Here is a 24,647-nt window from a genome sequence, read left to right as displayed (position 1 = left end):
ATGTTATTACCTAAACGCGTAAAATATCGTCGTGAACACCGTGGTAACATGCGTGGAGAAGCGAAGGGCGGTAAAGAAGTATCTTTTGGTGAGTTTGGCTTACAAGCTACAACTGCATCTTGGATTACTAACCGTCAAATCGAATCTGCTCGTATCGCAATGACTCGTTACATGAAACGTGGCGGTAAAGTTTGGATCAAAATCTTCCCACATAAGCCTTACACGAAAAAGCCTCTAGAAGTCCGAATGGGTTCTGGTAAAGGTTCTCCTGAAGGTTGGGTAGCAGTAGTAAAACCAGGAAAAGTAATGTTCGAAATCGCTGGTGTATCTGAAGAGATCGCACGTGAAGCACTTCGTTTAGCATCACACAAGCTTCCTGTGAAATGTAAGATTGTAAAACGTCAAGAAACTGGTGGTGAATCTAATGAAAGCTAATGAAATCCGTGACCTTGCCACTAATGAAATTGAATTAAAAGTAAAATCACTGAAAGAAGAGCTTTTCAACCTTCGCTTCCAATTGGCGACTGGTCAATTAGAAAACACAGCTCGCATCCGTGAAGTTCGCAAAGCGATCGCACGTATGAAAACTGTGATTCGTGAAAGAGAAATCAGTGCAAATAACTGATAAAGGAGGGTTTTATGTATGACTGAGCGTAACCAACGCAAAGTTTACACGGGCCGTGTCGTTTCAGACAAAATGGATAAAACAATTTCTGTATTAGTTGAAACTCATAAAAAGCATAAGCTTTATGGCAAGCGTGTAAAATACTCGAAAAAGTTTAAGGCTCATGATGAGCTAAACACTGCGAATATCGGTGATATCGTACGTATCATGGAAACTCGCCCGCTATCAGCTACTAAACGCTTCCGTTTAGTTGAAGTTGTAGAAAAAGCGGTTATTATTTAATAACACATTTCGGAATAAAATAAAATTTCCGAAGGGAGGTAACCTAAGTGATTCAACAAGAAAGTCGTATGAAAGTTGCTGACAACTCAGGTGCACGTGAAGTTTTAACAATTAAAGTTCTTGGTGGTTCTGGACGTAAAACTGCTAACATCGGTGATATCGTTGTTTGTACAGTTAAGAAAGCAACACCAGGTGGCGTTGTCAAGAAAGGCGACGTTGTTAAGGCTGTTATCGTTCGCACAAAATCAGGTGCTCGTCGTAAAGACGGTACTTACATTAAATTTGATGAGAATGCTTGCGTAATTATCAAAGATGATAAATCACCACGCGGAACTCGTATTTTCGGACCAGTTGCACGTGAATTACGTGATGGCAACTTCATGAAAATCGTTTCTTTAGCTCCAGAAGTTCTTTAATTTCATGACAGTACCAATCAAGGAGGTGCGACACATAATGCATGTTAAAAAGGGCGACAAAGTAAAAGTAAATACTGGTAAAGACAAAGGTAAAGAAGGCGTAATCTTAGCTGCTTTCCCTAAACAAGACCGCGTTCTTGTTGAAGGTGTAAACATCGTTAAGAAACACGTTAAACCTAACCAGCTTAACCCACAAGGTGGAATTGTATCTCAAGAAGCTGCAATCCACGTTTCGAACGTAATGCTAATCGATCCTAAATCTGGCGAGCCGACTCGCGTAGGTATTGAGATCAAAGAAGGCAAAAAAGTTCGTGTTGCAAAAAAATCAGGTGTAGTAATCGACTAATAAGTAAAATGAGAAGGGAGGTACACACATGAGCCGCCTAAAAGAAAAGTATTTAAATGAAGTATCACCTGCTCTTATGAGCAAGTTCGAATATAAATCAGTAATGCAAGTGCCTAAAGTAGACAAAATTGTTATTAACATGGGTGTTGGTGACGCAGTTCAAAACTCTAAAGCTCTTGATGTAGCTGTTGAAGAATTAACAACAATTACTGGTCAAAAACCAGTTGTAACTAAAGCGAAAAAATCTATCGCAGGTTTCCGTTTACGTGAAGGTCAAGCGATTGGTGCTAAAGTTACATTACGCGGTGAGCGTATGTATGAATTCCTGGATAAATTAATTTCTGTTGCACTTCCACGTGTACGTGACTTCCGTGGTGTTTCTAAAAAAGCATTCGATGGTCGCGGTAACTATACATTAGGTGTTAAAGAGCAGTTAATTTTCCCAGAAATCGATTACGATAAAGTTTCAAAAGTACGCGGTATGGACATCGTGATCGTAACTACTGCGAATTCTGACGAAGAAGCTCGCGAGTTATTAACACAGTTCGGAATGCCGTTCCAAAAGTAATTAAATAAGGAGGGCGAAGACGTGGCAAAAAAATCAATGATCGTTAAACAACAACGCACGCAAAAATTTAAAGTTCAAGAATATACACGTTGTGAACGCTGTGGCCGTCCACACTCTGTATACCGCAAATTTAAACTTTGCCGTATTTGTTTCCGTGAACTTGCATATAAGGGACAAATTCCTGGCGTTAAAAAAGCCAGCTGGTAATCCCCTAATTTGGGAAGGAGGTAAATTTTCATGACAATGACTGATCCGATTGCAGATATGCTTACACGCATTCGTAATGCGAACATGGTACGTCACGAGAAGTTAGAAGTTCCTGCTTCTAACGTAAAGAAAGAGATCGCTGAAATTTTAAAGCGTGAAGGTTTCGTACGTGATGTAGAATATGTAGAAGACAACAAGCAAGGTATCATCCGTATTTTCTTAAAATATGGTAAAGAGAACGAGCGTGTTATTACTGGTCTTAAACGTATTTCTAAACCAGGTTTACGTGTATATGCTAAAACAAACGAAGTACCTAAAGTATTAAACGGTCTTGGTATCGCTTTAGTATCTACTTCAAACGGTTTATTAACTGACAAAGAAGCTCGCGCTAAACAAGTTGGCGGAGAAATCTTAGCATACATTTGGTAATTAGTAAGAAAAGAACGGAGGTGCAATATAAATGTCTCGCGTAGGTAAAAAAGTTATCGAGGTTCCTGCAAACGTAACTATCGAAATCGGTACTGACAACGTTGTTACTGTTAAAGGTCCTAAAGGCGAATTAACTCGTCAATTCAACCAAGATATGAAAATCGAGCAAGAAGGCAACATTCTTTCTGTAGTTCGTCCTTCTGATTCTAAAGAACACCGTACTAACCACGGTACAACTCGTGCGTTATTAGCTAATATGGTAACTGGTGTTTCTGAAGGATTCACTCGTTCTCTAGAACTTATCGGTGTAGGTTACCGTGCACAATTACAAGGCAACAAGCTTGTATTGAACGTAGGTTACTCTCATCCAGTAGAGTTCACACCTGAAGAAGGTTTAGAGGTCGAAGTTCCTTCAAACACTAAGATTATCGTAAAAGGTATTTCTAAAGAGCGTGTTGGTGCATTAGCATCTAACATTCGTGACGTTCGTCCACCAGAGCCTTACAAAGGTAAAGGTATTCGTTACGAAGGCGAATTCGTTCGTCGTAAAGAAGGTAAAACAGGTAAATAATGCGGCTTAAATCGCATTAATAATTGAAAGGAGTGACCACTGTGATTACGAAACAAGATAAAAATCAAGTTCGTAAAAAACGTCATGGGCGTGTTCGTTCTAAAATTTCGGGTACTGCACAACGTCCACGTTTAAACGTATTCCGTTCTAACAAGAACATTTATGCACAACTAATCGACGATGTAGCTGGCGTAACTTTAGTTTCTGCTAATACTCAAGAAAAAGCTTTCGAAGGTATGAGCGCAAACATTGAGGCTGCTGCTAAAATCGGTGAAACAATCGCTAAACGCGCTGCTGAAAAAAATATTACTACAGTAGTATTTGACCGTAGCGGTTACTTATATCACGGACGTGTAAAAGCTTTAGCAGAAGCTGCACGTGAAAACGGCTTAGAATTTTAATAAGAAGGAGGGACATACTTCATGAGTCGCATTGACGCAAACAAATTAGAACTTGAAGAACGCGTAGTTACAATTAACCGTGTTGCTAAAGTTGTTAAAGGTGGTCGTCGCTTCCGCTTCTCTGCTCTAGTAGTAGTAGGAGATAAAAATGGTCATGTAGGATTTGGTACTGGTAAAGCCCAAGAGGTTCCAGATGCAATCCGTAAGGCTGTTGAAGACGCGAAGAAAAACTTAATCGAAGTACCACGCGTGGGTGGAACTACTCCACACTTAGTGCAAGGTCGCTTCGGTGCAGGTTCAATCTTAATTAAACCTGCAGCTCCTGGTACAGGAGTTATCGCTGGTGGTCCAGTACGTGCCGTACTAGAACTAGCTGGTATTACTGATATTCTTTCAAAATCTCTTGGTTCAAACACACCAATTAACATGGTGCGTGCAACTGTAGCAGGTTTAACTGAATTAAAACGTGTAGAAGATGTAGCAAAACTACGCGGTAAATCAGTGGAAGAGTTATTAGGATAAGGGGGGGAATTATAATGGCTAAATTACAAATTACCCTTAATAAATCTGTCATCGGTACTAAACCAAACCAACGTAAAGTTGTTGAGGCTTTAGGATTACGTAAATTAAACCAAACTGTGGAACAAGCAGATAATGCTGCTATCCGTGGGATGATTACAAAAGTAGCTCACTTAGTTACTGTTAAAGAAATTTAATTTCAATTATACGAACAAGGAGGTGCCACCCAAATGAAACTTCATGAGTTAAAACCAGCAGAAGGTTCACGTAAAGTACGTAACCGCGTTGGTCGTGGTATCGGTTCTGGTAACGGTAAAACTTCTGGTAGAGGTCATAAAGGTCAAAACGCTCGTTCTGGCGGCGGCGTTCGCCCAGGATTTGAAGGGGGTCAAAACCCACTTTTCCGTCGTTTACCTAAACGTGGCTTTACGAACATTAACCGTAAAGAATACGCGATCGTTAACCTTGATGCGTTAAACCGTTTTGAAGATGGTGCAGAAGTAACACCTGCATTATTACTAGAAACTGGTATCGTGAGCAACGAAAAAGCTGGAATCAAGATTCTAGGTCATGGTACGTTAAGCGTTAAGCTTAATGTCAAAGCTCACAAATTCTCAGCTTCTGCAAAAGAAGCAATCGAGAACGCTGGCGGAACAACTGAGGTGATCTAATGTTTCAGACAATCTCTAACTTTATGCGCGTTCGAGATATACGAAATAAAATCATCTTCACACTATTAATGTTAATCATTTTTCGTATCGGGACATTCATCCCGGTACCAAATGTTAACGCAGATGTATTAAAGGCAACTGATGAGTTTAGCTTAGTAGGTTTCCTTAATACGTTTGGCGGTGGTGCATTAGCAAACTTCTCTATCTTTGCGATGGGGATTATGCCATACATTACAGCCTCAATTATTGTCCAGTTACTTCAAATGGATGTCGTTCCTAAGTTTGCAGAATGGGCGAAACAAGGTGATGTAGGTCGACGTAAGTTGGCTCAATTCACTCGTTACTTCACAATTGTACTAGCATTTATTCAGTCTTTCGCTATGAGTTTTGGTTTTAACCAATTTTATGGAGGATCATTGATTACGGATACTAGTATTCAATCGTACTTAACGATTTCTGTTGTGTTAACAGCAGGTACAGCATTCCTACTGTGGTTATCTGAACAAATTACTGCATATGGTGTTGGTAATGGTATTTCAATCATTATCTTCGCTGGTATCGTAGCTGCGATTCCTAACGCAGTAAACCAAGTGTATGCACAACAAATTGATGGAGCTGGAGACCAATTATTTATTAATATTGTTATCTTAGCTTTACTAGTTTTAGTGCTACTAGCTGTTGTAGTTGGAGTTATATATATTCAACAAGCGTTGCGTAAAATTCCAATTCAATATGCAAAACGAGTTGCTGGGAATTCACCTAAAGTAGGGGCACAGCAAACGCATTTACCGTTAAAAGTAAATGCTGCAGGGGTTATTCCGGTAATCTTTGCAATAGCGTTTATTGTTACACCACAAACTTTAGCAACATTCTTTGGAGATAATAATGTAACTGCGTTCATAACTAACACGTTTGACTATACTAAACCTGTTGGGATGATCATCTATGTTGCGTTAATTATCGCCTTCACATATTTCTATGCATTCATTCAAGTGAATCCGGAAAATGTGGCAGATAACTTGAAAAAGCAAGGTGCTTATATTCCGGGTATTCGCCCAGGTAATGACACACAAGCTTACTTAACAAAAGTTCTTTATCGTTTAACATTTGTTGGAGCTCTATTCCTAGTAGTTATTTCAATTATGCCAATTTTATTTATCAACTTTATGAACCTGCCAGCTTCGGCTCAAATCGGGGGAACAAGTATGATTATCGTAGTTGGTGTTGCACTTGAAACGATGAAACAGTTAGAGTCTCAATTAGTAAAACGCCATTATAAAGGATTTATGAAATAATGCAGGTCTAGGAAACATTTACGTTTCCTTGCCGGCTTATGTTGTAAAGGGGAACATTACGTATGAATATCGTTTTAATGGGTCTTCCAGGTGCTGGTAAAGGCACTCAGGCTGACAAAATTGTTGAGAAGTACGCAATCCCTCATATTTCTACAGGCGATATGTTCCGTGCCGCTATTAAAGATGGTACTGAATTAGGTTTAAAGGCAAAATCGTTTATGGATCAAGGCGCATTAGTGCCGGATGAAGTAACGATTGGTATTGTTCGTGAACGTCTTTCACAACATGACTGTGAAAAAGGATTCTTATTAGATGGATTCCCACGTACAGTTCCTCAAGCAGAAGCTTTAGATAGCATTCTTGATGAATTAGGTCGTCCAGTTGAGCATACAATTAATGTTCAAGTTGAAAAAGAAGAATTAATCGCACGTTTAAGTGGACGTCGTATATGTAAGACTTGTGGTACATCGTATCATTTAGTGTTCAATCCTCCAAAAGAGGAAGGCAAATGTGATAAAGATGGCGGCGAGTTATATACACGTGCGGACGATAATCCTGAAACTGTTACAAACCGTCTTGAAGTAAATATGAACCAAGCACAACCTTTACTTGATTTTTATGAAGCAAAGGGAGTACTTAAAAATATTAATGGACAGCAAGAAATTTCTAAAGTATTTGCTGATCTTGATGCTCTATTGCAGGGCAGCCGCAGCTGATATCCGTCCGGGCGCTAGACAGCTTCCGCGGTATTCATGCGGAGGCAACAACGAAACATAATTTTTTGAGAGTTGCAAAAGCATATTATGCCCGGTATATACTATAAGGGTTGAGCACTAAATTCGTGTGATGACATCTTTGTAACGTATAATGGGTTTCGTGGAAGCATCTGTGTAACGGGTTTGAATCTCTCATCAAGACATTCCGGCTATCGTGTTAACATAAGGAATGCGGTTCCTTAATAAGGATACTGTTTCCATGGATTGTGTGAAGCGAAACCAGACGAGCGTCTTATTGTACATCTCTCATGCAATCCAAAACATATGTTGGAACGAGTTGCTTCTTAATCAGGAGAAACAGTTGCAAGAGCTCGCATGAGTTTTTTGATATTAGCATATAGAAGGGAGACGAGAAGATGGCGAAAGACGATGTAATTGAAGTCGAAGGGACAGTTGTTGAGACTTTGCCAAACGCGATGTTTAAGGTAGAATTAGAAAATGGGCACACTGTGCTAGCACACGTTTCTGGAAAGATTCGTATGCACTTTATCCGTATCCTACCTGGAGATAAGGTTACTATTGAGTTATCTCCTTATGATTTAACTCGCGGTCGTATCACATACCGTTTTAAATAATCTTTTGCACTCCGGACTATTAAGGAGGTTAGGTTAGATGAAAGTGAGACCATCTGTGAAACCGATCTGCGAAAAATGTAAAGTAATTCGCCGACGCGGTAAAGTAATGGTAATCTGTGAAAATCCTAAACACAAACAAAAACAAGGATAATTAATCAAGGAGGTGCACTAACGAATGGCACGTATTGCTGGTGTTGATATTCCTCGCGACAAACGCGTTGTAATTTCATTAACTTACATTTACGGTATTGGTAAAACTACTTCTCAAAAAGTATTAGCAGGTGCAGGTATTGACGAAAATACTCGCGTTAAAGACTTAACAGAAGATCAATTAAACCAAATTCGTGAACAATTAGATTCATACAAAACAGAAGGTGACTTACGTCGTGAAGTTTCTTTAAACATCAAACGTTTAATGGAAATCGCTTCAAACCGTGGTATCCGTCACCGTCGTGGTTTACCTGTTCGTGGTCAAAATACGAAAAACAATGCGCGTACGCGTAAAGGTCCTCGTAAAACAGTAGCGAACAAGAAAAAATAATTAAGTAAAGGAGGTTCCTTCTTAACATGGCTCGTAAACAACAAACTCGTAAACGTCGTGTGAAAAAGAACATCGAATCTGGTGTTGCTCACATCCGTTCTACATTTAACAATACAATCGTAACGATCACTGATATGCAAGGTAACGCATTATCTTGGTCTTCAGCTGGTGCTTTAGGTTTCCGTGGTTCACGTAAATCAACTCCATTCGCAGCTCAAATGGCTGCTGAAACAGCTGCTAAAACTTCAATGGAACATGGTTTAAAAAGCATTGAAGTAACAGTTAAAGGTCCTGGTTCTGGTCGTGAAGCTGCAGTTCGTGCACTTCAAGCTGCTGGATTAGAAGTAACTGCTATTAAAGACGTTACTCCAGTTCCTCATAACGGTTGCCGTCCGCCAAAACGTCGTCGCGTGTAATGGGTGCTGCTTAGAGGTATAATTACGTACTTCTATGTACATCATGTTACTTTGTACAAAAGTCTTGTGCATTTTATAGTCTATCTCAGATTAACAACTATGATGATAAGAACCTATACATTAGATGTTTTGAAGGAGGGTAAATTGGAATGATCGAAATTGAAAAACCAAAGATTGAAACAGTGGAGATTAGCGAAGATGCCAAATACGGCAAGTTTGTTGTAGAACCGCTTGAACGTGGTTATGGTAATACTTTGGGAAATTCTCTACGTCGTATCCTTCTGTCTTCATTACCTGGAGCTGCTGTAACGTCAATTCAAATTGACGGCGTATTACACGAATTCTCAACTGTAGAAGGCGTTGTAGAAGATGTTGCTTCAATTATCTTAAACGTGAAAAAGCTAGCTTTAAAAATCTACTCTGACGAAGAAAAAGTCATTGAGATTGACGTAAAGGGTGACGGATCGGTTACTGCAGCTGACATTACACATGACAGTGATGTAGAAATATTAAACCCAGATTTATATATCGCAACAATCGCAAAAAACGGTCATTTACGTATGCGTATGTACGCACAACGCGGCCGTGGTTATACTCCTGCTGATCAAAACAAACGTGAGGATCTTCCTATCGGCGTGATCCCGATCGACTCTATTTACACTCCAGTTTCACGCGTCAACTTCCAAGTAGAGAACACTCGTGTTGGACAAAATTCTGACTACGACAAGTTATCACTTGATGTATGGACAGATGGAAGCATCGGTCCTAAAGAGGCGATTTCACTTGGAGCGAAAATTTTAACTGAACACTTAAATATCTTCGTAGGCATGACGAACGAGGCACAAACTGCTGAAATCATGGTCGAAAAAGAAGAAGATCAAAAAGAAAAAGTATTAGAGATGACTATCGAAGAACTTGATCTTTCTGTTCGTTCTTACAACTGCTTAAAGCGTGCTGGTATCAATACGGTATTAGAGTTAGCTAATAAGTCTGAAGACGATATGATGAAAGTACGTAATCTTGGTCGTAAGTCTCTTGAAGAAGTTAAGCATAAGTTAGAAGAGCTTGGTTTAGGATTACGTAAAGAAGACTAAGCGAATAATTATAAAATTTAGCTAGATCAGATATATTTAAAAGGAGGGAAACGTCCATGGGTTACAGAAAACTTGGTCGTACAAGTTCTCAACGTAAAGCATTACTACGCGACTTAGCTACTGATTTAATCATCAACGAGCGCATCGAAACAACTGAAGCGCGCGCTAAAGAAACACGTAAAGCAGTTGAGAAAATGATTACTTTAGGTAAACGCGGTGATTTACACGCTCGTCGTCAAGCGGCAGCATTCATCCGTCGTGAGTTAGTAACAGTTGGAGAAGGCGAAGAAGAAAAAACTGTTTTCGCACTTCAAAAATTATTTGATGATATCGCACCTCGTTATGCGGAGCGTCAAGGTGGTTACACTCGTATTCTTAAAGTAGGTCCTCGTCGTGGAGACGGCGCACCAGTAGTAGTTATCGAATTAGTTTAATTCTGACGAAATAGGTGAAGAGGGGTGTCCGGTTCACCGGTTGAACCCATGCACCCCTCTTTTTTCATAGGTTTTGTGATTTTATACGACAATAATTAAGCTGAGCGTTATGATGAGCGGAGTAGTCAACTACTGGCGTCTCGTTTAGCTCTCCGCACCTCATTCAATGAATTTCCGGGCTTGAGCACCCGTAAATTTTGTAAATGTAACGACAAGCGCATTTCTCTGAATGAGGTGCGCGCTTTTTTATTTATGGAATACTAGGATTGAGTCCCTATGTTCCTCATACATATGCAAACATAAAGTACGTTTAAATAGGTGGCATAAAGCTGAACTTGTTTGAGAACGTGCTTTATTTTTATATATGTATAATTTCCTGGGAAATTTAAACTACCTAATATATAGGTGTAATACATTCAAGGCAAAGGGGAGAATAGCCGAGATGAATGAGATTTTATCATTTAATCATGTAACATTTTCATATACGCCCGAAGAACCAGATGCACGAAATGCTGTAGAGGACGTCTCCTTTGCAATTAACAAAGGCGAATGGATTGCAATAGTTGGTCACAATGGTTCTGGAAAATCGACAATGGCAAAATTAATGAGCGGGCTACTATTACCTCAGCAAGGGGAAGTCCGCATAAAACATAATATATTAACAGAAGAAAATTTATGGGAGATTCGTTCGCAAATTGGTATCGTCTTTCAAAATCCGGACAATCAGTTTGTTGGTGCTACTGTGCAGGATGATGTAGCTTTCTCTCTTGAAAATAATGGTGTACCACATAAAGAAATGGTTCAGCGGGTACAAGAGGCCCTTCAACAAGTTAAGATGGAGACATTCATTAATCATGAGCCACATCATTTGTCAGGTGGGCAGAAGCAGCGTGTAGCGATTGCTGGGGCATTGGCAATGCATCCACAAATTCTGATATTGGATGAAGCAACTTCGATGTTGGATCCTCAAGGCCGTGAAGAAGTGTTGACGCTTGTTGAAACATTAAGAAAAGAGATTGACTTAACCGTTTTGGCGATTACGCATGATTTGGAAGAGGCACTTTTGGCAGACCGCATTATTTTTATGAACGATGGTAAGAAATATGAAGAAGGTACTCCTGCAGAAATTTTTTCATTAGGGGATAAACTTCTTCAGTTTGGTCTTGATATGCCTTTTGCCATGAAGATGACTAAGCTATTACAAGCACAGGGAGTTCAGCTTGTAGGGCAACATATGACAGAAGAAGAGCTGGTGAATGATTTATGGACATCCAACTTCAACAAGTAAGCTATGCCTATGCAAAAGGCACACCATTTGAAAAATTTGCATTACATGAAGTTGATTTAACGATTAAAAGTGGAACGTTTCAAGCCATTATTGGACATACCGGCTCAGGTAAGTCAACGATCCTTCTTCATTTTAATGGGTTATTAAAGCCATCGAGCGGTTCAGTAAAGATTGGAGACCGGTTAATTGAAGCAGGGAAAAAGGCGAAAGATTTGAAATCAGTGCGGCAAAAGGTTGGAATCGTTTTTCAATTTCCCGAGCATCAGCTGTTTGAGGAGACTGTATTAAAGGATATTATGTTTGGTCCGATGAATTTCGGTGTGTCAGAGGAAGAAGCGGAAAAGCGTGCACGTGAGTTAATCTCGCTTGTGGGACTGCCGGAAGAAATTTTGGAAAAGTCTCCGTTTGATTTGTCAGGTGGACAAATGCGTCGAGTGGCGATTGCAGGGGTTTTAGCAATGGATCCGGAAGTAATTGTGTTGGACGAACCTACTGCGGGTTTAGATCCACGAGGGCAAAAGGAGATTATGGACTTATTTTATGAGTTACATAAACAACGTGGCTTAACAACTATTCTTGTTACACATAGTATGGAAGATGCAGCCCGTTATGCAGATTCAATTGCCATCATGCATGAAGGTCGCTGTGTGTTAAATGGGGATCCACGAGACATTTTCGGTGATATCAAGACACTTGCACAATTTCGTTTAGAACCACCACGCATTGTCCGTTTCCAGCGACAGATTGAAAAAATGATAGATAAATCCTTATCGAAAGTTTGCTTAACTGAAGAAGAACTCGCATTTGAAATTGGACAAGCGATTCTTAAGGGGCGTGAAGGACAATGATGGAGAAAATGATTTTTGGACGATATATTCCGGGGAATTCATTTGTTCATAAGCTAGACCCACGCTCAAAGTTACTCTTTGTATTTGCATTTATTATTGTTGTCTTTTTTGCCAATAATACGTTGACGTATGGAATATTATTAGCCTTTACCTTAATCGTTATTTTGCTATCAAAAATTCGACTTTACTTTTTAATTAATGGATTAAAGCCGGTTATTTTTTTAATGCTCTTTACACTCATATTGCATTTATTTATGACAAGAGAAGGGCCTGTACTGGTTGATCTTGGCTTTATGAAAATTTATGAAGAAGGTCTACGCCAAGGTGTGTATATTTCAATGCGCTTTTTAATGCTTGTCTTTATGACTTCCATCTTAACGCTAACAACTTCCCCTATTTCCATTACTGATGGCTTAGAGGTACTGTTAAACCCATTTAAGAAGATAAAGCTTCCTGTGCATGAACTTGCACTCATGATGTCTATTTCACTACGTTTCATCCCAACACTAATGGATGAAACAGATAAAATTATGAAGGCCCAAATGGCACGAGGTTCCGATTTAAGTGCTGGTCCGATTAAGGATCGTTTAAAGGCCGTGGTACCATTGCTAGTACCGTTGTTTATAAGCGCATTTAAGCGGGCAGATGATCTTGCAACGGCTATGGAAGTACGTGGCTATCGCGGAGGAGAAGGGCGTACGAAATATCGTTTGTTGAAATGGCATGCGAAGGATACGATTATTTTAGTCGCACTAGTAATAATGGCGATCCTGCTATGGATGCTAAGAGGTTAAAAGGGGTATAGAGATGGTCAGATTAAAAGCAACGATAAGCTATGACGGTGCAGCATTTGCTGGTTATCAAGTTCAGCCGGGAGAGCGCACAGTCCAGCTTGAAATTGAAAAAGTATTAGCTACAATGCATAAAGGAAATCAGGTGAAAATTACAGCGAGTGGACGTACGGATGCGCGAGTCCATGCTACAGGCCAAGTGATTCACTTTGATACACCTTTATCCATTCCGAGAGAAAAATATCAAAAGGCTTTAAATGTTCAGTTACCACGTGATATTCGAGTAATGAAAGTAGAGCAAGTAAAGGATAATTTTCATGCACGCTATGATGTACTAGGTAAGCGTTACCGGTATATTTGGGATTGCAGCATGATTCAAAGCCCTTTTAGACGTCATTATGCAGTTGAGACCAATGGAGTAAAACCAAACGTTGAAGCAATGCAAGAAGCGGCTCAGGCAATTATAGGGAAGCATGATTTTAGTTGTTTTTGCGCGGCGAATACGAGTGTTATTGATAAGGTGCGTATAGTCAATGCATTGGAGCTAAATTGGCATGGTGAGGAATTGCATATGACAATAAGCGGGAATGGCTTCCTGTACAATATGGTACGGATTATAGCGGGTACGTTATGGGAGGTAGGCACGGGGAAAAGGGAAATAAGTTCTTTATCCCAAATGATTGCTTCGAAGGATCGTTCCCAGGCAGGTAAGACTGCCCCAGCGCATGGTTTATATTTGGAACAAGTTTTTTATGAATAATTTATATATTTTCTAAAAAAATTTGTATGATTTTTGTAAAAACACGAGAGAAATAGCCTTGTGAAAAGGATTAACAACCTCTCCAGGTGTTCAATTAAATATCTTGACTTTAAACGCGATACATTATATGATGATGTATGGTATTTTCATTACCACCACAATAATAAGCCCCGAAACTTATAAAGTGTATATAATGAAAAATAACGGTAATTCATATCGATTAGGAGGATACAAACATGCGCACAACTTTCATGGCTAAAGGTCAAGAAGTAGAACGTAAATGGTTAGTAGTTGACGCAGAAGGCCAAACATTAGGTCGTTTAGCTTCTGAAGTAGCTTCTATCTTACGTGGTAAACATAAACCAACTTTCACACCAAACGTTGATACAGGAGATCATGTGATCATCATCAACGCTGATAAAATTGAGTTAACAGGTAACAAATTACAAAAGAAAATTTACTACCGTCACACTCAATTCTCTGGTGGTTTAAAACAACGTACAGCTGGAGAAATGAAAGAAAAATACCCAACACAAATGCTTGAATTAGCAATTAAGGGTATGCTTCCAAAGAACTCTTTAGGTCGTCAAATGTTCACTAAACTGAACGTTTACACTGGTTCTGAACATCCACATGCTGCACAAAAACCAGAAGCTTACGAGCTACGTGGTTAATAAACTATAATAGGAGGAAATAACTTTGGCACAAGTACAATACATCGGCACAGGTCGCCGTAAAAGCTCAACTGCTCGCGTACGTTTAGTACCAGGCGAAGGTAAAGTAGTAATCAACAATCGTGAAATTGCAGATTACCTACCATACGAAACTTTACATTTAATTATCAACCAACCATTAGTAGCTACAGAAACTAAAGGTTCTTATGACGTTCACGTTAACGTAAACGGTGGTGGATTCACAGGTCAAGCTGGAGCAATCCGTCACGGTATCGCTCGTGCATTATTACAAGTTGATCCAGACTTCCGTCCAGCTTTAAAAGCTGCAGGTCTTTTAACTCGTGATTCTCGTATGAAAGAACGTAAAAAACCAGGTTTACGCGGCGCTCGTCGTGCACCTCAGTTCTCAAAACGTTAATCTTTACGATTACTATTTTGCGAAATTACAAAACCCTTTCTCAGGACATGTTCCGAGAAAGGGTTTTTCTTTGTTAAGGAAACTATAAAATATCGCATTGTGAATAACTTTGAAATAAACTCTTGTAAAGTTTAGGCTAAAGCGCCAGCCTCTCGCATCATTAGATCCCGACGTCGAAAGTGGTGAAACGTTTACTCCACACGACGTGAATCATTGGGGGCATGCCACATGGATGTGGCGTTTTGCCCACTCGGGGCTAAGAGGGCGCTTTAGCGCTTTTGTTCTTATTCATTCGCAAAGCCATTTGTCGCATGAAGTTTTCCTTTAATTTTTGTAAGAGGCAAATGATTACCGCTTAGCCACGAATTAAAATCAATGACTACAGGCAACGCATCTCCACCTAAAGCGAAAATACATTTACCTTCAGTTGGTATATAGCCAATCGTATGGAGTGTACCATCCCATGCGCCGTATTTTGTTGCAAATACACCATTTTCGATACCATTCAGTAACTTAAACGCATTTTCAAAAGAGAGTGAATTTGCCTGGGCATTCGAAATAATGTGTTCGCGCGCTAAAGAATCTTCCATTCGGTAACGATTTTCTTCTGTCAGAACTTTAAAGTGGTTCGTGCAGGCTGTTGCATCCCGAACGGCAACATTGCGCGGAGATGCTTCTACCACCACCATAAATTGCTCCGCATCAAGTAATACATAATTAAATGAATGCTTATGGGGGATGTTTTCTAATAATGAAATCCCCTCGGCAACATTTGAGCAATGTTCCAATAAGAGTCGCCCAATCATATTGCAAACAAAGCCATCCGCCCTGTTCTTCGTATTTACAAAGTTATAACCAACGGCCAGTCCTTTTTCATTCATTCCATCCATACGGCCAGTAATTTGCATGGAAGGTCCGATTGTCGCGTAGCCACCGTCAGTTGGGGCATATAACACGAAACGCCCATCATAACTTTGGGGGTCATTGTCATAGTTGCGAATCATATAAAGCGGATTTGTCGTAATAGAACAGCCGCTTTTTTTATTTACTGCATAATAGCCACCATAATGAAGTAAAGCCTGTTCTTCTTTATAACCAAGTGCAAAAGCAAGACCTTCTATTTCCTCTTCAATTCCTGGACCAAACCGGTTTAAAAGTTGCTTAACATATGATTTATCTATAGAAAATTTATGATCTAATTGTTTATAAAGTTCTTCTCTATTATAAAAAAGAGGGGAGTTCTTTAAAAGTTTCCCTTGGTATATACCAAACTCATAATGCGATCCTCTAAATTGAATAATATCGCTCGTCACGTTTTTCATTTTATTTACCCCTTTAATGAACTGTCTTTTTCCATAGTAACGATTTTTAATAGACAAACAAAACAAAAGGATTTGGAAAGCGGTCCCCCCTCCAAAATGATTCGGTAGTAGTAGTAGTATTTTTGTATACATTGGTATACAATGGTATTCAAAAAAGGTGGGATGAAAAGTATGAGATCAGAAGGTAGAGGGAGACATCGAGGAGAAGAGGAACAAAGTAATCGCCGTTCAAAGGGTGCTCAAACATTCCGTCGCGGACGTGCACTAGAGTTTTATCGCCAACTCGAAATGAAACGTTCAACATTGAAACAACAGTTGGAGTCTGCAGAATTGCAATCGATTCATCCTGTCATTGCTGGAGAGTTGAAAGCAACAGAAGCAATTATGAATGATTTTGTAGGCTTATTTCAGTTGAATGAATTGTTGGAAGAAGCACAAGCAACAGAAGCAGAATAATTTTTCACAACATAAGGAAGTGAACTTGGTTAATGCAAGCAGTATGGAAACTCTCAAAATATATTAAGCCATATATACTTTTTGCAATCATAGCTCCCATAATGATGGTTATTGAGGTAAGTATGGACTTACTACAGCCTACAATATTACAGCATATTATCGATGATGGGATCGCTCAAAATGATACGACATATATAGTGGAAATGTTTGGCTTAATGATAGCAACATCCTTGATCGGCTTAATCGGCGGTATAGGGTGTTCGATTTATGCATCCCGGACAGCCGTTAACTTTTCTACCGATCTTCGGCAGGATTTATATGAAACAATTACGTATTTTTCAAATAGCAGTAAAGATAAATTTACGCTCGGAAAGCTTGTTACGAATTTAACGAGTGATATTGAAATGCTTCAACGTGCATTAACGATGCTGCTTAAAATATTTGTTCGTGGTCCAATGATGTTTGTCGGGGCTATTGTAATTGTATTCTTTACAGCGCGGGAGCTGTTCCCCATTTTATTAGTAGTAGTCCCGATTTTAGCGTTTTGTATGTATTACTTCACAGCATTGTCAGGTAAGCTTTTCCATAAAGTTCAGAAGGTAGTTGACGTAGTAAATACGAAAGTACAGGAAAATCTAGCTGGTATCCGTGTTATTAAGGCGTACAACCGAAAAAATCATCAAATTGATCAGTTTGCTGATATAAATACACAATTAATGCAACGTTCTATGTCAGCAGACCAAATTATCGGTGTGCTAGCCCCATTGACGATGTTTGTCGTAAATATGGGAATTGTTGCAGCATTATGGATGGGGGCAATCAAGGTTGATAATAACACCTTGCAAGTTGGGGTTATTTTAGCCTTTATCAACTATTTAATGATGGTTATGCAAGGGCTGATGAGTTCTTCGATGGTACTTGTACAGCTTGCCCGTGCAGTTCCAAGTGCAGGGCGTATTGTAGAAGTGTTAGAAGAAAAAACTGAATTAACGAATTCTTCAGTATCCGAGTCGAAAAAGATTCAAGGAAGTGTAAGTTTTGAAAATGTTAGCTTCTCTTATTTAAAAGGAACAGAATCAGTACTTAAAAACATCAGTTTCCATGTAAATGCCGGTGAAACGGTTGGCATTCTTGGGATGACTGGGAGCGGCAAATCCACTTTGGTCAAGATGATTCCAAGATTGTTTGATGTCGATAGTGGTGTGATAAAAATTGATGGGCTACCAATAGGACATTACGGGCTTGAACATCTACGCCAGTCCATAGGTTTTGCTCCTCAAAAAGCGACATTGTTTTCAAAAACAATAGCTGACAACCTCCGTTATGGAAAGTCAGATGCAACGGAGCAACAAATTTTACAAGCACTGCAAACAGCGAATGCGCAAGAGTTTGTTGATCGACTTGAGGCAGGGACAGAGCATGTGCTAACACAAGGGGCAACGAATTTATCGGGTGGACAAAAGCAGCGGCTGGCAATGGCACGTGCATTTATACGCAAACCAAATATTTTAGTTTTGGATGACGTAACGAGTGCTGTTGATAATATATCTGAAAAGGCCATACAACGGGCAATTGATGAACAGTTTGATGGGGCAACTAAATTTATCGTTTCTTCTAAAATTTCCTCAGTTCGCCATGCCAATCAAATTTTCCTAATGGATGACGGAAAGATAATTGCCAAAGGGACGCATGAGCAATTACTAAAGACGAGCGAATTATTTAATGAAATGGCAAGAACACAAGCGGAAAAAGGGGTGACCTTAAGTGAATAAACAACAAGGCAGACCACCAAATCCGATTGGACATCCAGGAGGACGGTTTACTGGTCCGATTGTAAAGCCGAAAAATCAAAAGGAGACGTTACTCCGTATATGGAGTTATTTACGTATTCAAAAGGTTGAACTAATTAGTGTTGTTATCTTTGTCATTATAAGTACGATTTTAAGTTTAGTTGGTCCATTTTTAATTGGGAAGACGATTGATGACTATATTGTAAAGCTTGATATATCAGGTACAATTCGCATGGCACTTATTTTAGCGGGAGTGTATATAGCATCCTCAGTACTTACATGGATTCAAACATTTGTAATGATACGTGTATCGCAAAAGACGATTCGCCGTTTACGTCAACAGCTTTTTGAGCAATATCAGTCACTGCCATTAGCTTTTTATGATAAAAAGCAACAGGGTGATTTAATGAGTCGAATGACAAATGATATTGAAAACTTAAATGCAGCATTGTCACAAAGTGTTATTCAAATTGTATCGAGCTTTTTAACGATTGTAGGTACGGCATTTGCGCTATTTTATTTAGATTGGCGTTTAGCACTTGTCACACTTATTATTATCCCGCTTATCGTATACGCTACGAAACAGATTATTAAAAGAAGCAGTGTAAATTATAAAGCACGCCAACGGGATCTGGGGAATTTAAATGGCTATATTGAAGAGACAATCTCAAATGCAGACATTATTACACTTTTCGGTAAAGAAAAATCAACACTGGTAGAATTCAAAGAAGCGAACGAAAGACTTCGTGGTTCTGCAATGCGCGCGGATATTATTTCTGGATTCATGGGACCGGTTAATAACTTCATGAATAACTTAGGGTTAAGTTTAGTGATTGGTACAGGTGCGGTCATGGCCGTAACAAGCGGACTTACAATTGGGGTCATTGCATCGTTTGTTACGTATACACGCCAATTTTTCCGTCCGATCAATCAGCTATCAAACTTATTAAACACATTCCAGTCGGCAATTGCTGGTTCGGAACGTGTATTTGAAGTATTAGATGAAGTAAGGGAAATAGAAGATATCGAACATGCCATAGAAAAATCCCGATTTAAGGGGGATGTCACATTTGAAAATGTCGAATTCGCCTATGAATCAGGGAAGCCAGTGCTGCGCGGCATTAATTTTAAAGCGAAAGCCGGGGAAACGATTGCTATTGTTGGTCCTACCGGCTCTGGGAAAACGACCATTATTCAATTATTAACGCGCTTTTACGATGCTACAGGAGGACGAATACTATTGGACGATGAGCCGCTTGTACATTATAAAATGAATAATGTACGGGATCACGTAGGGGTAGTGTTACAGGATACGTACTTATTTTCAGGGACAGTACGTGAAAATATACGTTTCGGCAAGCTGAGTGCTACAGATGAAGAAGTAGAACAAGCAGCCAAAATTGCATATGCACATAATTTTATAAAGTACTTGCCGGAGCAATACGATACGGTATTATCCAGTGGCGGCTTAAACTTAAGTCAAGGGCAGCGTCAGCTTATCGCCATTGCACGTGCAATTTTGGAAGATCCGGATATTTTAATTTTAGATGAAGCAACATCGAGCGTTGATACGATGACGGAAGTGCATATCCAAAAAGGACTGAACAATTTAATGAATGGCCGTACAAGCTTCGTGATTGCACACCGTTTAAAAACGATAGAAAATGCCGATCAAATTCTTGTAATTAAAGATGGACAAATTTTAGAACAAGGTAATCACGATTCTTTAATAAATGCTCAAGGATTTTATGCAACTCTTCAAAATCAATTAATGGCAAATTGATGAGGTAATAAACACCGCCCCTTTTGCGTATAGTAGGCAAAAAGGGCGGTGTTTTTTTGAAGCGTTGGCTTGCACTTGTATTCGTTATTTTTTGTTCAATGCTAGTCGTTGTATATGAAACAAATGCTTCCGACCGGCGATTTTTTTTACCCGAGCCATTAGGCGGGTTGAAAATTGTATTGGATGCTGGTCATGGAGGAATTGATGGTGGTGCTTCAAATGGTGAGGTTGTCGAAAAAGACGTGACACTGGCAATTACAAAAAAAGTAGCTCGTCAATTGACACGTTTAGGGGCAGATGTAGTATTAACGCGTTCAACAGATGGAGATGTATTAAGTGAACATGCACCAAATGAGAAGTTTCCAACACTGCGTGAGCGTAAGAAGCAGGACATTTTTTTACGCGAAACATTAGTGGAAACACATGAGCCGGATTTATTTATTACGATTCATGCAAATGCAATTCCAAATAGTAAATGGAGAGGAGCCCAAGTGTTTTATCACCATGAAGGTCATGAAAAGAGTGAAGCACTTGCACAGGCAGTTCAACAATCAATTCGTACCACAATGGAAAATACGGACAGGGAAGCTTTATCGATTAAAAATGTTTATTTGTTAAAGAAGGTGGAAATACCTGCAGTATTGGTAGAAACGGGTTTTCTAAGCAATGAAGAAGAAAGGGACTTGCTGGCATCCGAAAGTTATCAGGATAAGATGGCATTTGCCATTGCGCGTGGAATTGAAAATTATATACATGTAAAATTTGACTAGGCAACATGTAATAGCAATACGGGACTAGTATGATATACTAACAATGGATATTTCATTCAGGGGAGTGTTTGATATGCTAAATGAACAACAAGTTCGAGAACTATTGGGCGAATTACAGGATCCGTTTTTACATAAAACATTAGCAGAAACAAAAGGTGTAACAAACGTTTCTATTAAAGCAGAAAAAGAACATGTTAGTGTTCGTATTGCAATTGCGAAAGTAAATACACCGGAACAAATGACACTTCAAATGAAGATTGTAGAAGTGTTAAAAGAAAATGGCGCTGCTTCGGTGGGAATTCGATTTGAAGAATTGCCGGCGGAAGTTTTACAATCATTCCGTGGACAAGCGACGGAATCACAAGCACAAGATATTTTATCACCATTATCAAGTGTACAATTTATTTCAATCGCTTCCGGTAAAGGTGGCGTAGGGAAATCTACTGTATCTGTCAACATGGCAGTTGCTTTAGCACGCTTAGGAAAAAAAGTTGGTTTAATCGACGCGGATATTTATGGCTTCTCTGTTCCAGATATGATGGGTGTAACAGAAATGCCGGTCGTAAAAGATGATCGTATTTATCCAGTTGATCGACTTGGTGTAAAAGTTATTTCAATGGGCTTCTTCGTAGAAAACAATGCACCAATCGTATGGCGCGGTCCAATGCTTGGAAAAGTGCTAGACCAGTTCTTCCGTGATGTAGAGTGGGGCGAGTTGGATTATCTACTATTAGACTTACCACCAGGAACAGGAGATGTAGCACTTGATATTCATCAGATGTTACCGGCTTCAAAAGAAATTGTTGTCACAACTCCACACCCAACAGCAGCATTTGTAGCTGCTCGTGCAGGTGCCATGGCATTACAAACTAACCATGAAATTTTAGGTGTAATTGAAAATATGGCTTGGTACGAAAGCAAAACTGGTGAAAAGGAATTTGTATTCGGCCAAGGCGGCGGTCCAAAGCTGGCTGATGAATTACGTACAAAGTTACTCGGCCAAATTCCATTAGGTCAACCAGATTGGACAGAAGAAGATTTTGCGCCATCCATCTATGCAGATAATCATCCAACAGGTCAGATTTACTTAAAAATTGCTGAAGAAATTATTTCGGCGTTAAATAAATAAGTGTATATTTTCAACCAGTTGTCCCAAAATGGAACGACTGGTTGTTTTATTATGATCCGCCACCGCTTTTTTCTCCACCACTTTCTTTCTCTGACCCACCACCACCAGATCCGGATTCTTTTTCAGACGAACCTTCACCGCTTTTCTTAATTAGTTCCTCCCATTTTGATTGCATCAGAGGATTTTCAATTGTTTCCGTCACTACTTTTTCTAGCTCCTTGCGCATTACAGCACCTTTCATAATCGATTCCAGTTGCTTTTGCATATCTGGCTGACCAAAAAATGATGTTAATGCTTCTTGATAAGCAGAATCATTTAATAGATTTTTCATTAAATCCTTTTGTTGATCCTCCATACTCTTTGCAAAATTTTCTTTAAACTTAGGATCTTCAAATGTTTTTACCCAAAAATCCATGGCTTCTTTTGACAGCATTGTTTCCTCGGTCGCTTTTTTCACTTCCTCGGTATTTAAAATAAGTAGCTCCCGGAAGCTCTTATCTTCAAATATTTGTCTGATTGCCTTTTTTCCATCTTCTGTTTGAATAGCATCAACCATAATTTTCTTTACTTCGTCGTACGAAAGTGTCGTTGCTTTTGAATCGCTACAACCAGCAATTAGAATGATGGAAAAGGCAAGTATCATTAAACGTTTCACTATTTCTTCCTTCCTTTCTTCACTTAAGCGCTTTCGATTATTGTTCACAATTTAACAAAATATATGTAACAACTTTTAGTAGAGGTCGCTTTTTTCAAAGTGAATTGATAAAATATACAAGTATATTAAAAAATGGGGGAATTTGTTCGTGACGATAAGAAACTGGGTTAAATTTGCTTTTTGGGCATTGTTAATTGGTGGTTTAGTTAATGCAGTTGCCTCGTTAATTATTCGTTGGGACTTTTACCAACCATATTTAGCTAACGGGGAAATTTCAGAATTTTTGGCTGCGATTATTTGGAATATCGTTTTAGGCATGACGATGAGTGTGATGGCCCAAGCAGGGTTTTTTGCTTATTTAACGTTACATCAAGTTGGTGTTAATATATTTAGATCATTAACGCTATGGAATTGGATACAGATGTTATTGATCATTATTGTTTTAGTCGACATTGTTATTTTCCGCTTTGCCCCAGGTGCTAGTACAATGGGTGATTGGTTGATTTATGGATTTTTACTTGTAGTTTTAGTCGGAGCGGCCATATTAACAGCAGTAAAGAAAATAAAAATGACGCAAAAGCCACATGTATTAATCTCCACAATGTTCTTTATGGTTGTTGTAACTTCATTAGAGTGGATTATCGCTTTAATGGGACGCCAAGATAATATTGATGTATATGTTGCATTATTATTGTTCCCACTAGTGGCAGTTAATGCATACCAAATTTTAATGTTGCCAAAATATAATTCACAATCAGAAGCAGATCGAAAAAAATTGGAAGAACGCCGCAAAGCAAGAAAAGAATCGACTACTACGGCAAAAGCTTAAATAGAAAAGGCGATCACAAAAGATATAACTTTTGTGACCGCCTTTGTTTTTTATATAATAGATTCATAAATATTATGGAAAGCGTTTTGTAGAAATTTCATAACCAAATATATTTTGCTCAATTGAAACAAAAATATGCTCATTTATAAATTGATTAATGGCATCAAAGGAAACCTTCTCCTCACGATGTAAAGGAATACTTACAAATGAACCTTCAGGAATTTTACTTTCTACTATAGGAAAGGTTTCTGTTGGAGCAATTATGTTAATACCAAGTTCATGTAAAGCTGTTTGCATAGCGTTATCCACTTTGTAATCGGCGGTCGCAAACCAGAGAGGCTTTTTGTAAAAGGTTTTTTCGTAAATAGCGAGCTGCTTTTTTAAGAGCGATTCATCTACGTATTCATCACTCATCGAACCAAGCAACCCAACTCGAATATTCTTTTCTCTTAATATTTTTACTAAATCGGGACTTCGTAATAGCCAGTCACTATCCGCTAAAATAAGTGGATAAGGTTCTTTAAGGTTTGTAACCCATTCTTCCATCCCTTTATGAGAATAACTGAGTTCTATGATTACACTCTTCCCAAACTGACCTTTTGTGATGATGGCTGGGGTTTCTGTTAGTTGAAATACAGGCAAAACACTACTTTTTTCATCAAAATAAATGAATACTAGAAATAAGCATAAAATTAGTGATACCAACGTTTTGAACATGATTTATTACCCACTTTCCGATTGATTTAAACATGATTCTATTAAAAACTTATGAAAAAGTGTTGACGGATATAACAAGCGGATGTTACTATAAGTGAGTCGCCAAGAGATGACGCGACAAACGAAACACAATGAACCTTGAAAACTGAACAAGCAACGTTAATGAAACAAGCTTCTTAAATGAAGCAAACAATAGATTTTAACTTTTAATTAAGTTAAATCGCTAGCAAAGCAAATGAGCTTTCAAACTA

Annotated in this window: 36 protein-coding genes; 33 read left to right on the top strand and 3 right to left on the bottom strand. The window is 38.9% G+C overall.

Annotation, left to right across the window (positions count from 1 at the left end; translation table 11 throughout):
- The 27 genes from rplP (at window position 1) to rpsI (ending at window position 14,945) form a co-directional block, all read left to right on the top strand.
- Entirely contained in the window at window positions 1–435 is a 435-nt protein-coding gene (gene rplP / locus SNE38_RS09520) for a 50S ribosomal protein L16 (protein ID WP_191704084.1), read from the top strand.
- Complete coding sequence (rpmC, locus tag SNE38_RS09515; RefSeq protein WP_008406958.1) at window positions 425–625, top strand: 50S ribosomal protein L29; 201 nt, start codon at window positions 425–427, stop codon at window positions 623–625. The genes rplP and rpmC overlap by 11 nt, the downstream gene beginning before the upstream one ends.
- 18 nt (window positions 626–643) lie before the next feature.
- A complete protein-coding gene (rpsQ, locus tag SNE38_RS09510) occupies window positions 644–907 on the top strand; it encodes a 30S ribosomal protein S17 (RefSeq protein ID WP_008406957.1) in 264 nt (87 codons plus the stop codon).
- Window positions 908–954: 47 nt separating this feature from the next.
- Window positions 955–1,323 (top strand): 50S ribosomal protein L14, encoded by a 369-nt coding sequence (gene rplN, locus SNE38_RS09505; RefSeq protein ID WP_008406955.1) that lies wholly within the window; start codon window positions 955–957, stop codon window positions 1,321–1,323.
- A gap of 37 nt (window positions 1,324–1,360) precedes the next feature.
- Window positions 1,361–1,669: a 50S ribosomal protein L24 gene (gene rplX, locus SNE38_RS09500; protein ID WP_336046407.1), complete on the top strand. Its 309-nt coding sequence runs from the start codon at window positions 1,361–1,363 to the stop codon at window positions 1,667–1,669.
- 28 nt (window positions 1,670–1,697) lie between these two features.
- Window positions 1,698–2,237: a 50S ribosomal protein L5 gene (gene rplE, locus SNE38_RS09495; RefSeq protein ID WP_191701162.1), complete on the top strand. Its 540-nt coding sequence runs from the start codon at window positions 1,698–1,700 to the stop codon at window positions 2,235–2,237.
- A gap of 21 nt (window positions 2,238–2,258) precedes the next feature.
- The gene (gene rpsN, locus SNE38_RS09490) at window positions 2,259–2,444 is read left to right on the top strand and encodes a 30S ribosomal protein S14 (protein ID WP_008406949.1); all 186 of its coding nucleotides are present in this window, start codon (window positions 2,259–2,261) and stop codon (window positions 2,442–2,444) included.
- A 30-nt stretch (window positions 2,445–2,474) separates the two neighbouring features.
- Window positions 2,475–2,873 (top strand): 30S ribosomal protein S8, encoded by a 399-nt coding sequence (gene rpsH / locus SNE38_RS09485; RefSeq protein ID WP_008406947.1) that lies wholly within the window; start codon window positions 2,475–2,477, stop codon window positions 2,871–2,873.
- A 31-nt stretch (window positions 2,874–2,904) separates the two neighbouring features.
- Window positions 2,905–3,444: a 50S ribosomal protein L6 gene (rplF, locus tag SNE38_RS09480; protein WP_191704082.1), complete on the top strand. Its 540-nt coding sequence runs from the start codon at window positions 2,905–2,907 to the stop codon at window positions 3,442–3,444.
- Between the two features lie 41 nt (window positions 3,445–3,485).
- Window positions 3,486–3,845, top strand: coding sequence for a 50S ribosomal protein L18 (gene rplR / locus SNE38_RS09475; protein ID WP_191704081.1), 360 nt, complete (start codon window positions 3,486–3,488; stop codon window positions 3,843–3,845).
- A gap of 21 nt (window positions 3,846–3,866) precedes the next feature.
- Window positions 3,867–4,367 carry a 30S ribosomal protein S5 gene (gene rpsE / locus SNE38_RS09470; protein WP_191701165.1) on the top strand — a complete coding sequence of 167 codons (501 nt, stop codon included), beginning with the start codon at window positions 3,867–3,869 and terminating at the stop codon, window positions 4,365–4,367.
- Between the two features lie 14 nt (window positions 4,368–4,381).
- A complete protein-coding gene (gene rpmD, locus SNE38_RS09465) occupies window positions 4,382–4,561 on the top strand; it encodes a 50S ribosomal protein L30 (protein ID WP_008406936.1) in 180 nt (59 codons plus the stop codon).
- 33 nt (window positions 4,562–4,594) lie between these two features.
- Window positions 4,595–5,035, top strand: a complete 441-nt coding sequence (gene rplO, locus SNE38_RS09460; protein ID WP_191701166.1) for a 50S ribosomal protein L15 — start codon at window positions 4,595–4,597, stop codon at window positions 5,033–5,035.
- The gene (gene secY, locus SNE38_RS09455) at window positions 5,035–6,330 is read left to right on the top strand and encodes a preprotein translocase subunit SecY (RefSeq protein ID WP_336046406.1); all 1,296 of its coding nucleotides are present in this window, start codon (window positions 5,035–5,037) and stop codon (window positions 6,328–6,330) included. Before rplO ends, secY begins: the two co-directional genes overlap by 1 nt.
- Window positions 6,331–6,392: 62 nt before the next feature.
- A complete protein-coding gene (locus SNE38_RS09450; RefSeq protein WP_191701168.1) occupies window positions 6,393–7,046 on the top strand; it encodes an adenylate kinase in 654 nt (217 codons plus the stop codon).
- 416 nt (window positions 7,047–7,462) lie between these two features.
- Window positions 7,463–7,681 (top strand): translation initiation factor IF-1, encoded by a 219-nt coding sequence (gene infA, locus SNE38_RS09445; protein ID WP_016839390.1) that lies wholly within the window; start codon window positions 7,463–7,465, stop codon window positions 7,679–7,681.
- Window positions 7,682–7,718: 37 nt separating this feature from the next.
- Window positions 7,719–7,832 carry a 50S ribosomal protein L36 gene (gene rpmJ / locus SNE38_RS09440; protein ID WP_000868344.1) on the top strand — a complete coding sequence of 38 codons (114 nt, stop codon included), beginning with the start codon at window positions 7,719–7,721 and terminating at the stop codon, window positions 7,830–7,832.
- 24 nt (window positions 7,833–7,856) lie between these two features.
- A complete protein-coding gene (rpsM, locus tag SNE38_RS09435; RefSeq protein ID WP_008406720.1) occupies window positions 7,857–8,222 on the top strand; it encodes a 30S ribosomal protein S13 in 366 nt (121 codons plus the stop codon).
- Window positions 8,223–8,248: 26 nt separating this feature from the next.
- A complete protein-coding gene (gene rpsK, locus SNE38_RS09430; protein ID WP_191704078.1) occupies window positions 8,249–8,638 on the top strand; it encodes a 30S ribosomal protein S11 in 390 nt (129 codons plus the stop codon).
- 149 nt (window positions 8,639–8,787) lie between these two features.
- Window positions 8,788–9,732: a DNA-directed RNA polymerase subunit alpha gene (locus SNE38_RS09425; protein WP_336046396.1), complete on the top strand. Its 945-nt coding sequence runs from the start codon at window positions 8,788–8,790 to the stop codon at window positions 9,730–9,732.
- A gap of 56 nt (window positions 9,733–9,788) precedes the next feature.
- A complete protein-coding gene (gene rplQ, locus SNE38_RS09420) occupies window positions 9,789–10,166 on the top strand; it encodes a 50S ribosomal protein L17 (protein ID WP_008406715.1) in 378 nt (125 codons plus the stop codon).
- A 442-nt stretch (window positions 10,167–10,608) separates the two neighbouring features.
- A complete protein-coding gene (locus SNE38_RS09415) occupies window positions 10,609–11,454 on the top strand; it encodes an energy-coupling factor ABC transporter ATP-binding protein (RefSeq protein ID WP_336046395.1) in 846 nt (281 codons plus the stop codon).
- Entirely contained in the window at window positions 11,430–12,302 is an 873-nt protein-coding gene (locus tag SNE38_RS09410) for an energy-coupling factor ABC transporter ATP-binding protein (RefSeq protein ID WP_336046394.1), read from the top strand. The genes SNE38_RS09415 and SNE38_RS09410 overlap by 25 nt, the downstream gene beginning before the upstream one ends.
- Entirely contained in the window at window positions 12,299–13,096 is a 798-nt protein-coding gene (locus SNE38_RS09405; RefSeq protein WP_336046393.1) for an energy-coupling factor transporter transmembrane component T family protein, read from the top strand. Before SNE38_RS09410 ends, SNE38_RS09405 begins: the two co-directional genes overlap by 4 nt.
- A 13-nt stretch (window positions 13,097–13,109) precedes the next feature.
- Window positions 13,110–13,853 (top strand): tRNA pseudouridine(38-40) synthase TruA, encoded by a 744-nt coding sequence (truA, locus tag SNE38_RS09400; RefSeq protein ID WP_191704074.1) that lies wholly within the window; start codon window positions 13,110–13,112, stop codon window positions 13,851–13,853.
- Window positions 13,854–14,089: 236 nt separating this feature from the next.
- Window positions 14,090–14,527, top strand: a complete 438-nt coding sequence (gene rplM, locus SNE38_RS09395) for a 50S ribosomal protein L13 (protein WP_191704073.1) — start codon at window positions 14,090–14,092, stop codon at window positions 14,525–14,527.
- A gap of 25 nt (window positions 14,528–14,552) precedes the next feature.
- The gene (rpsI, locus tag SNE38_RS09390; protein WP_191701174.1) at window positions 14,553–14,945 is read left to right on the top strand and encodes a 30S ribosomal protein S9; all 393 of its coding nucleotides are present in this window, start codon (window positions 14,553–14,555) and stop codon (window positions 14,943–14,945) included.
- 284 nt (window positions 14,946–15,229) lie between these two features.
- Here rpsI and SNE38_RS09385 read toward each other — a convergent pair whose 3' ends face one another.
- Window positions 15,230–16,267 carry a C45 family peptidase gene (locus SNE38_RS09385; RefSeq protein WP_336046391.1) on the bottom strand — a complete coding sequence of 346 codons (1,038 nt, stop codon included), beginning with the start codon at window positions 16,265–16,267 and terminating at the stop codon, window positions 15,230–15,232.
- Between the two features lie 171 nt (window positions 16,268–16,438).
- Here SNE38_RS09385 and SNE38_RS09380 point away from each other — a divergent pair, with 171 nt between their 5' ends.
- From SNE38_RS09380 to SNE38_RS09360, 5 genes are all read left to right on the top strand, one after another.
- On the top strand, window positions 16,439–16,723 hold the full coding sequence (locus SNE38_RS09380) for a 2-keto-3-deoxygluconate kinase (RefSeq protein ID WP_191704071.1): 285 nt from the start codon (window positions 16,439–16,441) through the stop codon (window positions 16,721–16,723).
- A gap of 32 nt (window positions 16,724–16,755) precedes the next feature.
- Window positions 16,756–18,495 carry an ABC transporter ATP-binding protein gene (locus tag SNE38_RS09375; protein WP_336046390.1) on the top strand — a complete coding sequence of 580 codons (1,740 nt, stop codon included), beginning with the start codon at window positions 16,756–16,758 and terminating at the stop codon, window positions 18,493–18,495.
- Complete coding sequence (locus tag SNE38_RS09370; RefSeq protein ID WP_336046389.1) at window positions 18,488–20,296, top strand: ABC transporter ATP-binding protein; 1,809 nt, start codon at window positions 18,488–18,490, stop codon at window positions 20,294–20,296. Before SNE38_RS09375 ends, SNE38_RS09370 begins: the two co-directional genes overlap by 8 nt.
- A 56-nt stretch (window positions 20,297–20,352) precedes the next feature.
- Window positions 20,353–21,066, top strand: a complete 714-nt coding sequence (locus SNE38_RS09365) for an N-acetylmuramoyl-L-alanine amidase (RefSeq protein ID WP_191704068.1) — start codon at window positions 20,353–20,355, stop codon at window positions 21,064–21,066.
- 73 nt (window positions 21,067–21,139) lie between these two features.
- Window positions 21,140–22,195: a P-loop NTPase gene (locus SNE38_RS09360; RefSeq protein WP_191704067.1), complete on the top strand. Its 1,056-nt coding sequence runs from the start codon at window positions 21,140–21,142 to the stop codon at window positions 22,193–22,195.
- Between the two features lie 49 nt (window positions 22,196–22,244).
- On the opposite strand, the gene gerD is transcribed toward SNE38_RS09360, so the two are convergent.
- The gene (gene gerD, locus SNE38_RS09355) at window positions 22,245–22,850 is read right to left on the bottom strand and encodes a spore germination lipoprotein GerD (RefSeq protein WP_191704066.1); all 606 of its coding nucleotides are present in this window, start codon (window positions 22,848–22,850) and stop codon (window positions 22,245–22,247) included.
- A gap of 148 nt (window positions 22,851–22,998) precedes the next feature.
- Here gerD and SNE38_RS09350 point away from each other — a divergent pair, with 148 nt between their 5' ends.
- Window positions 22,999–23,679: a KinB-signaling pathway activation protein gene (locus SNE38_RS09350; protein ID WP_191704065.1), complete on the top strand. Its 681-nt coding sequence runs from the start codon at window positions 22,999–23,001 to the stop codon at window positions 23,677–23,679.
- A gap of 72 nt (window positions 23,680–23,751) precedes the next feature.
- Here the strand turns inward: SNE38_RS09350 and SNE38_RS09345 are convergent, their stop codons facing one another.
- Entirely contained in the window at window positions 23,752–24,384 is a 633-nt protein-coding gene (locus tag SNE38_RS09345) for a hypothetical protein (protein ID WP_336046387.1), read from the bottom strand.
- Window positions 24,385–24,647: the final 263 nt, after the last annotated feature.

This window comes from Solibacillus ferritrahens, assembly GCF_037027585.1.
Classification (GTDB): domain Bacteria; phylum Bacillota; class Bacilli; order Bacillales_A; family Planococcaceae; genus Solibacillus; species Solibacillus ferritrahens.
The sequence above is the reverse complement of the archived record's forward strand: the minus strand, read 5'-3'. Positions and strand labels throughout refer to the sequence as shown.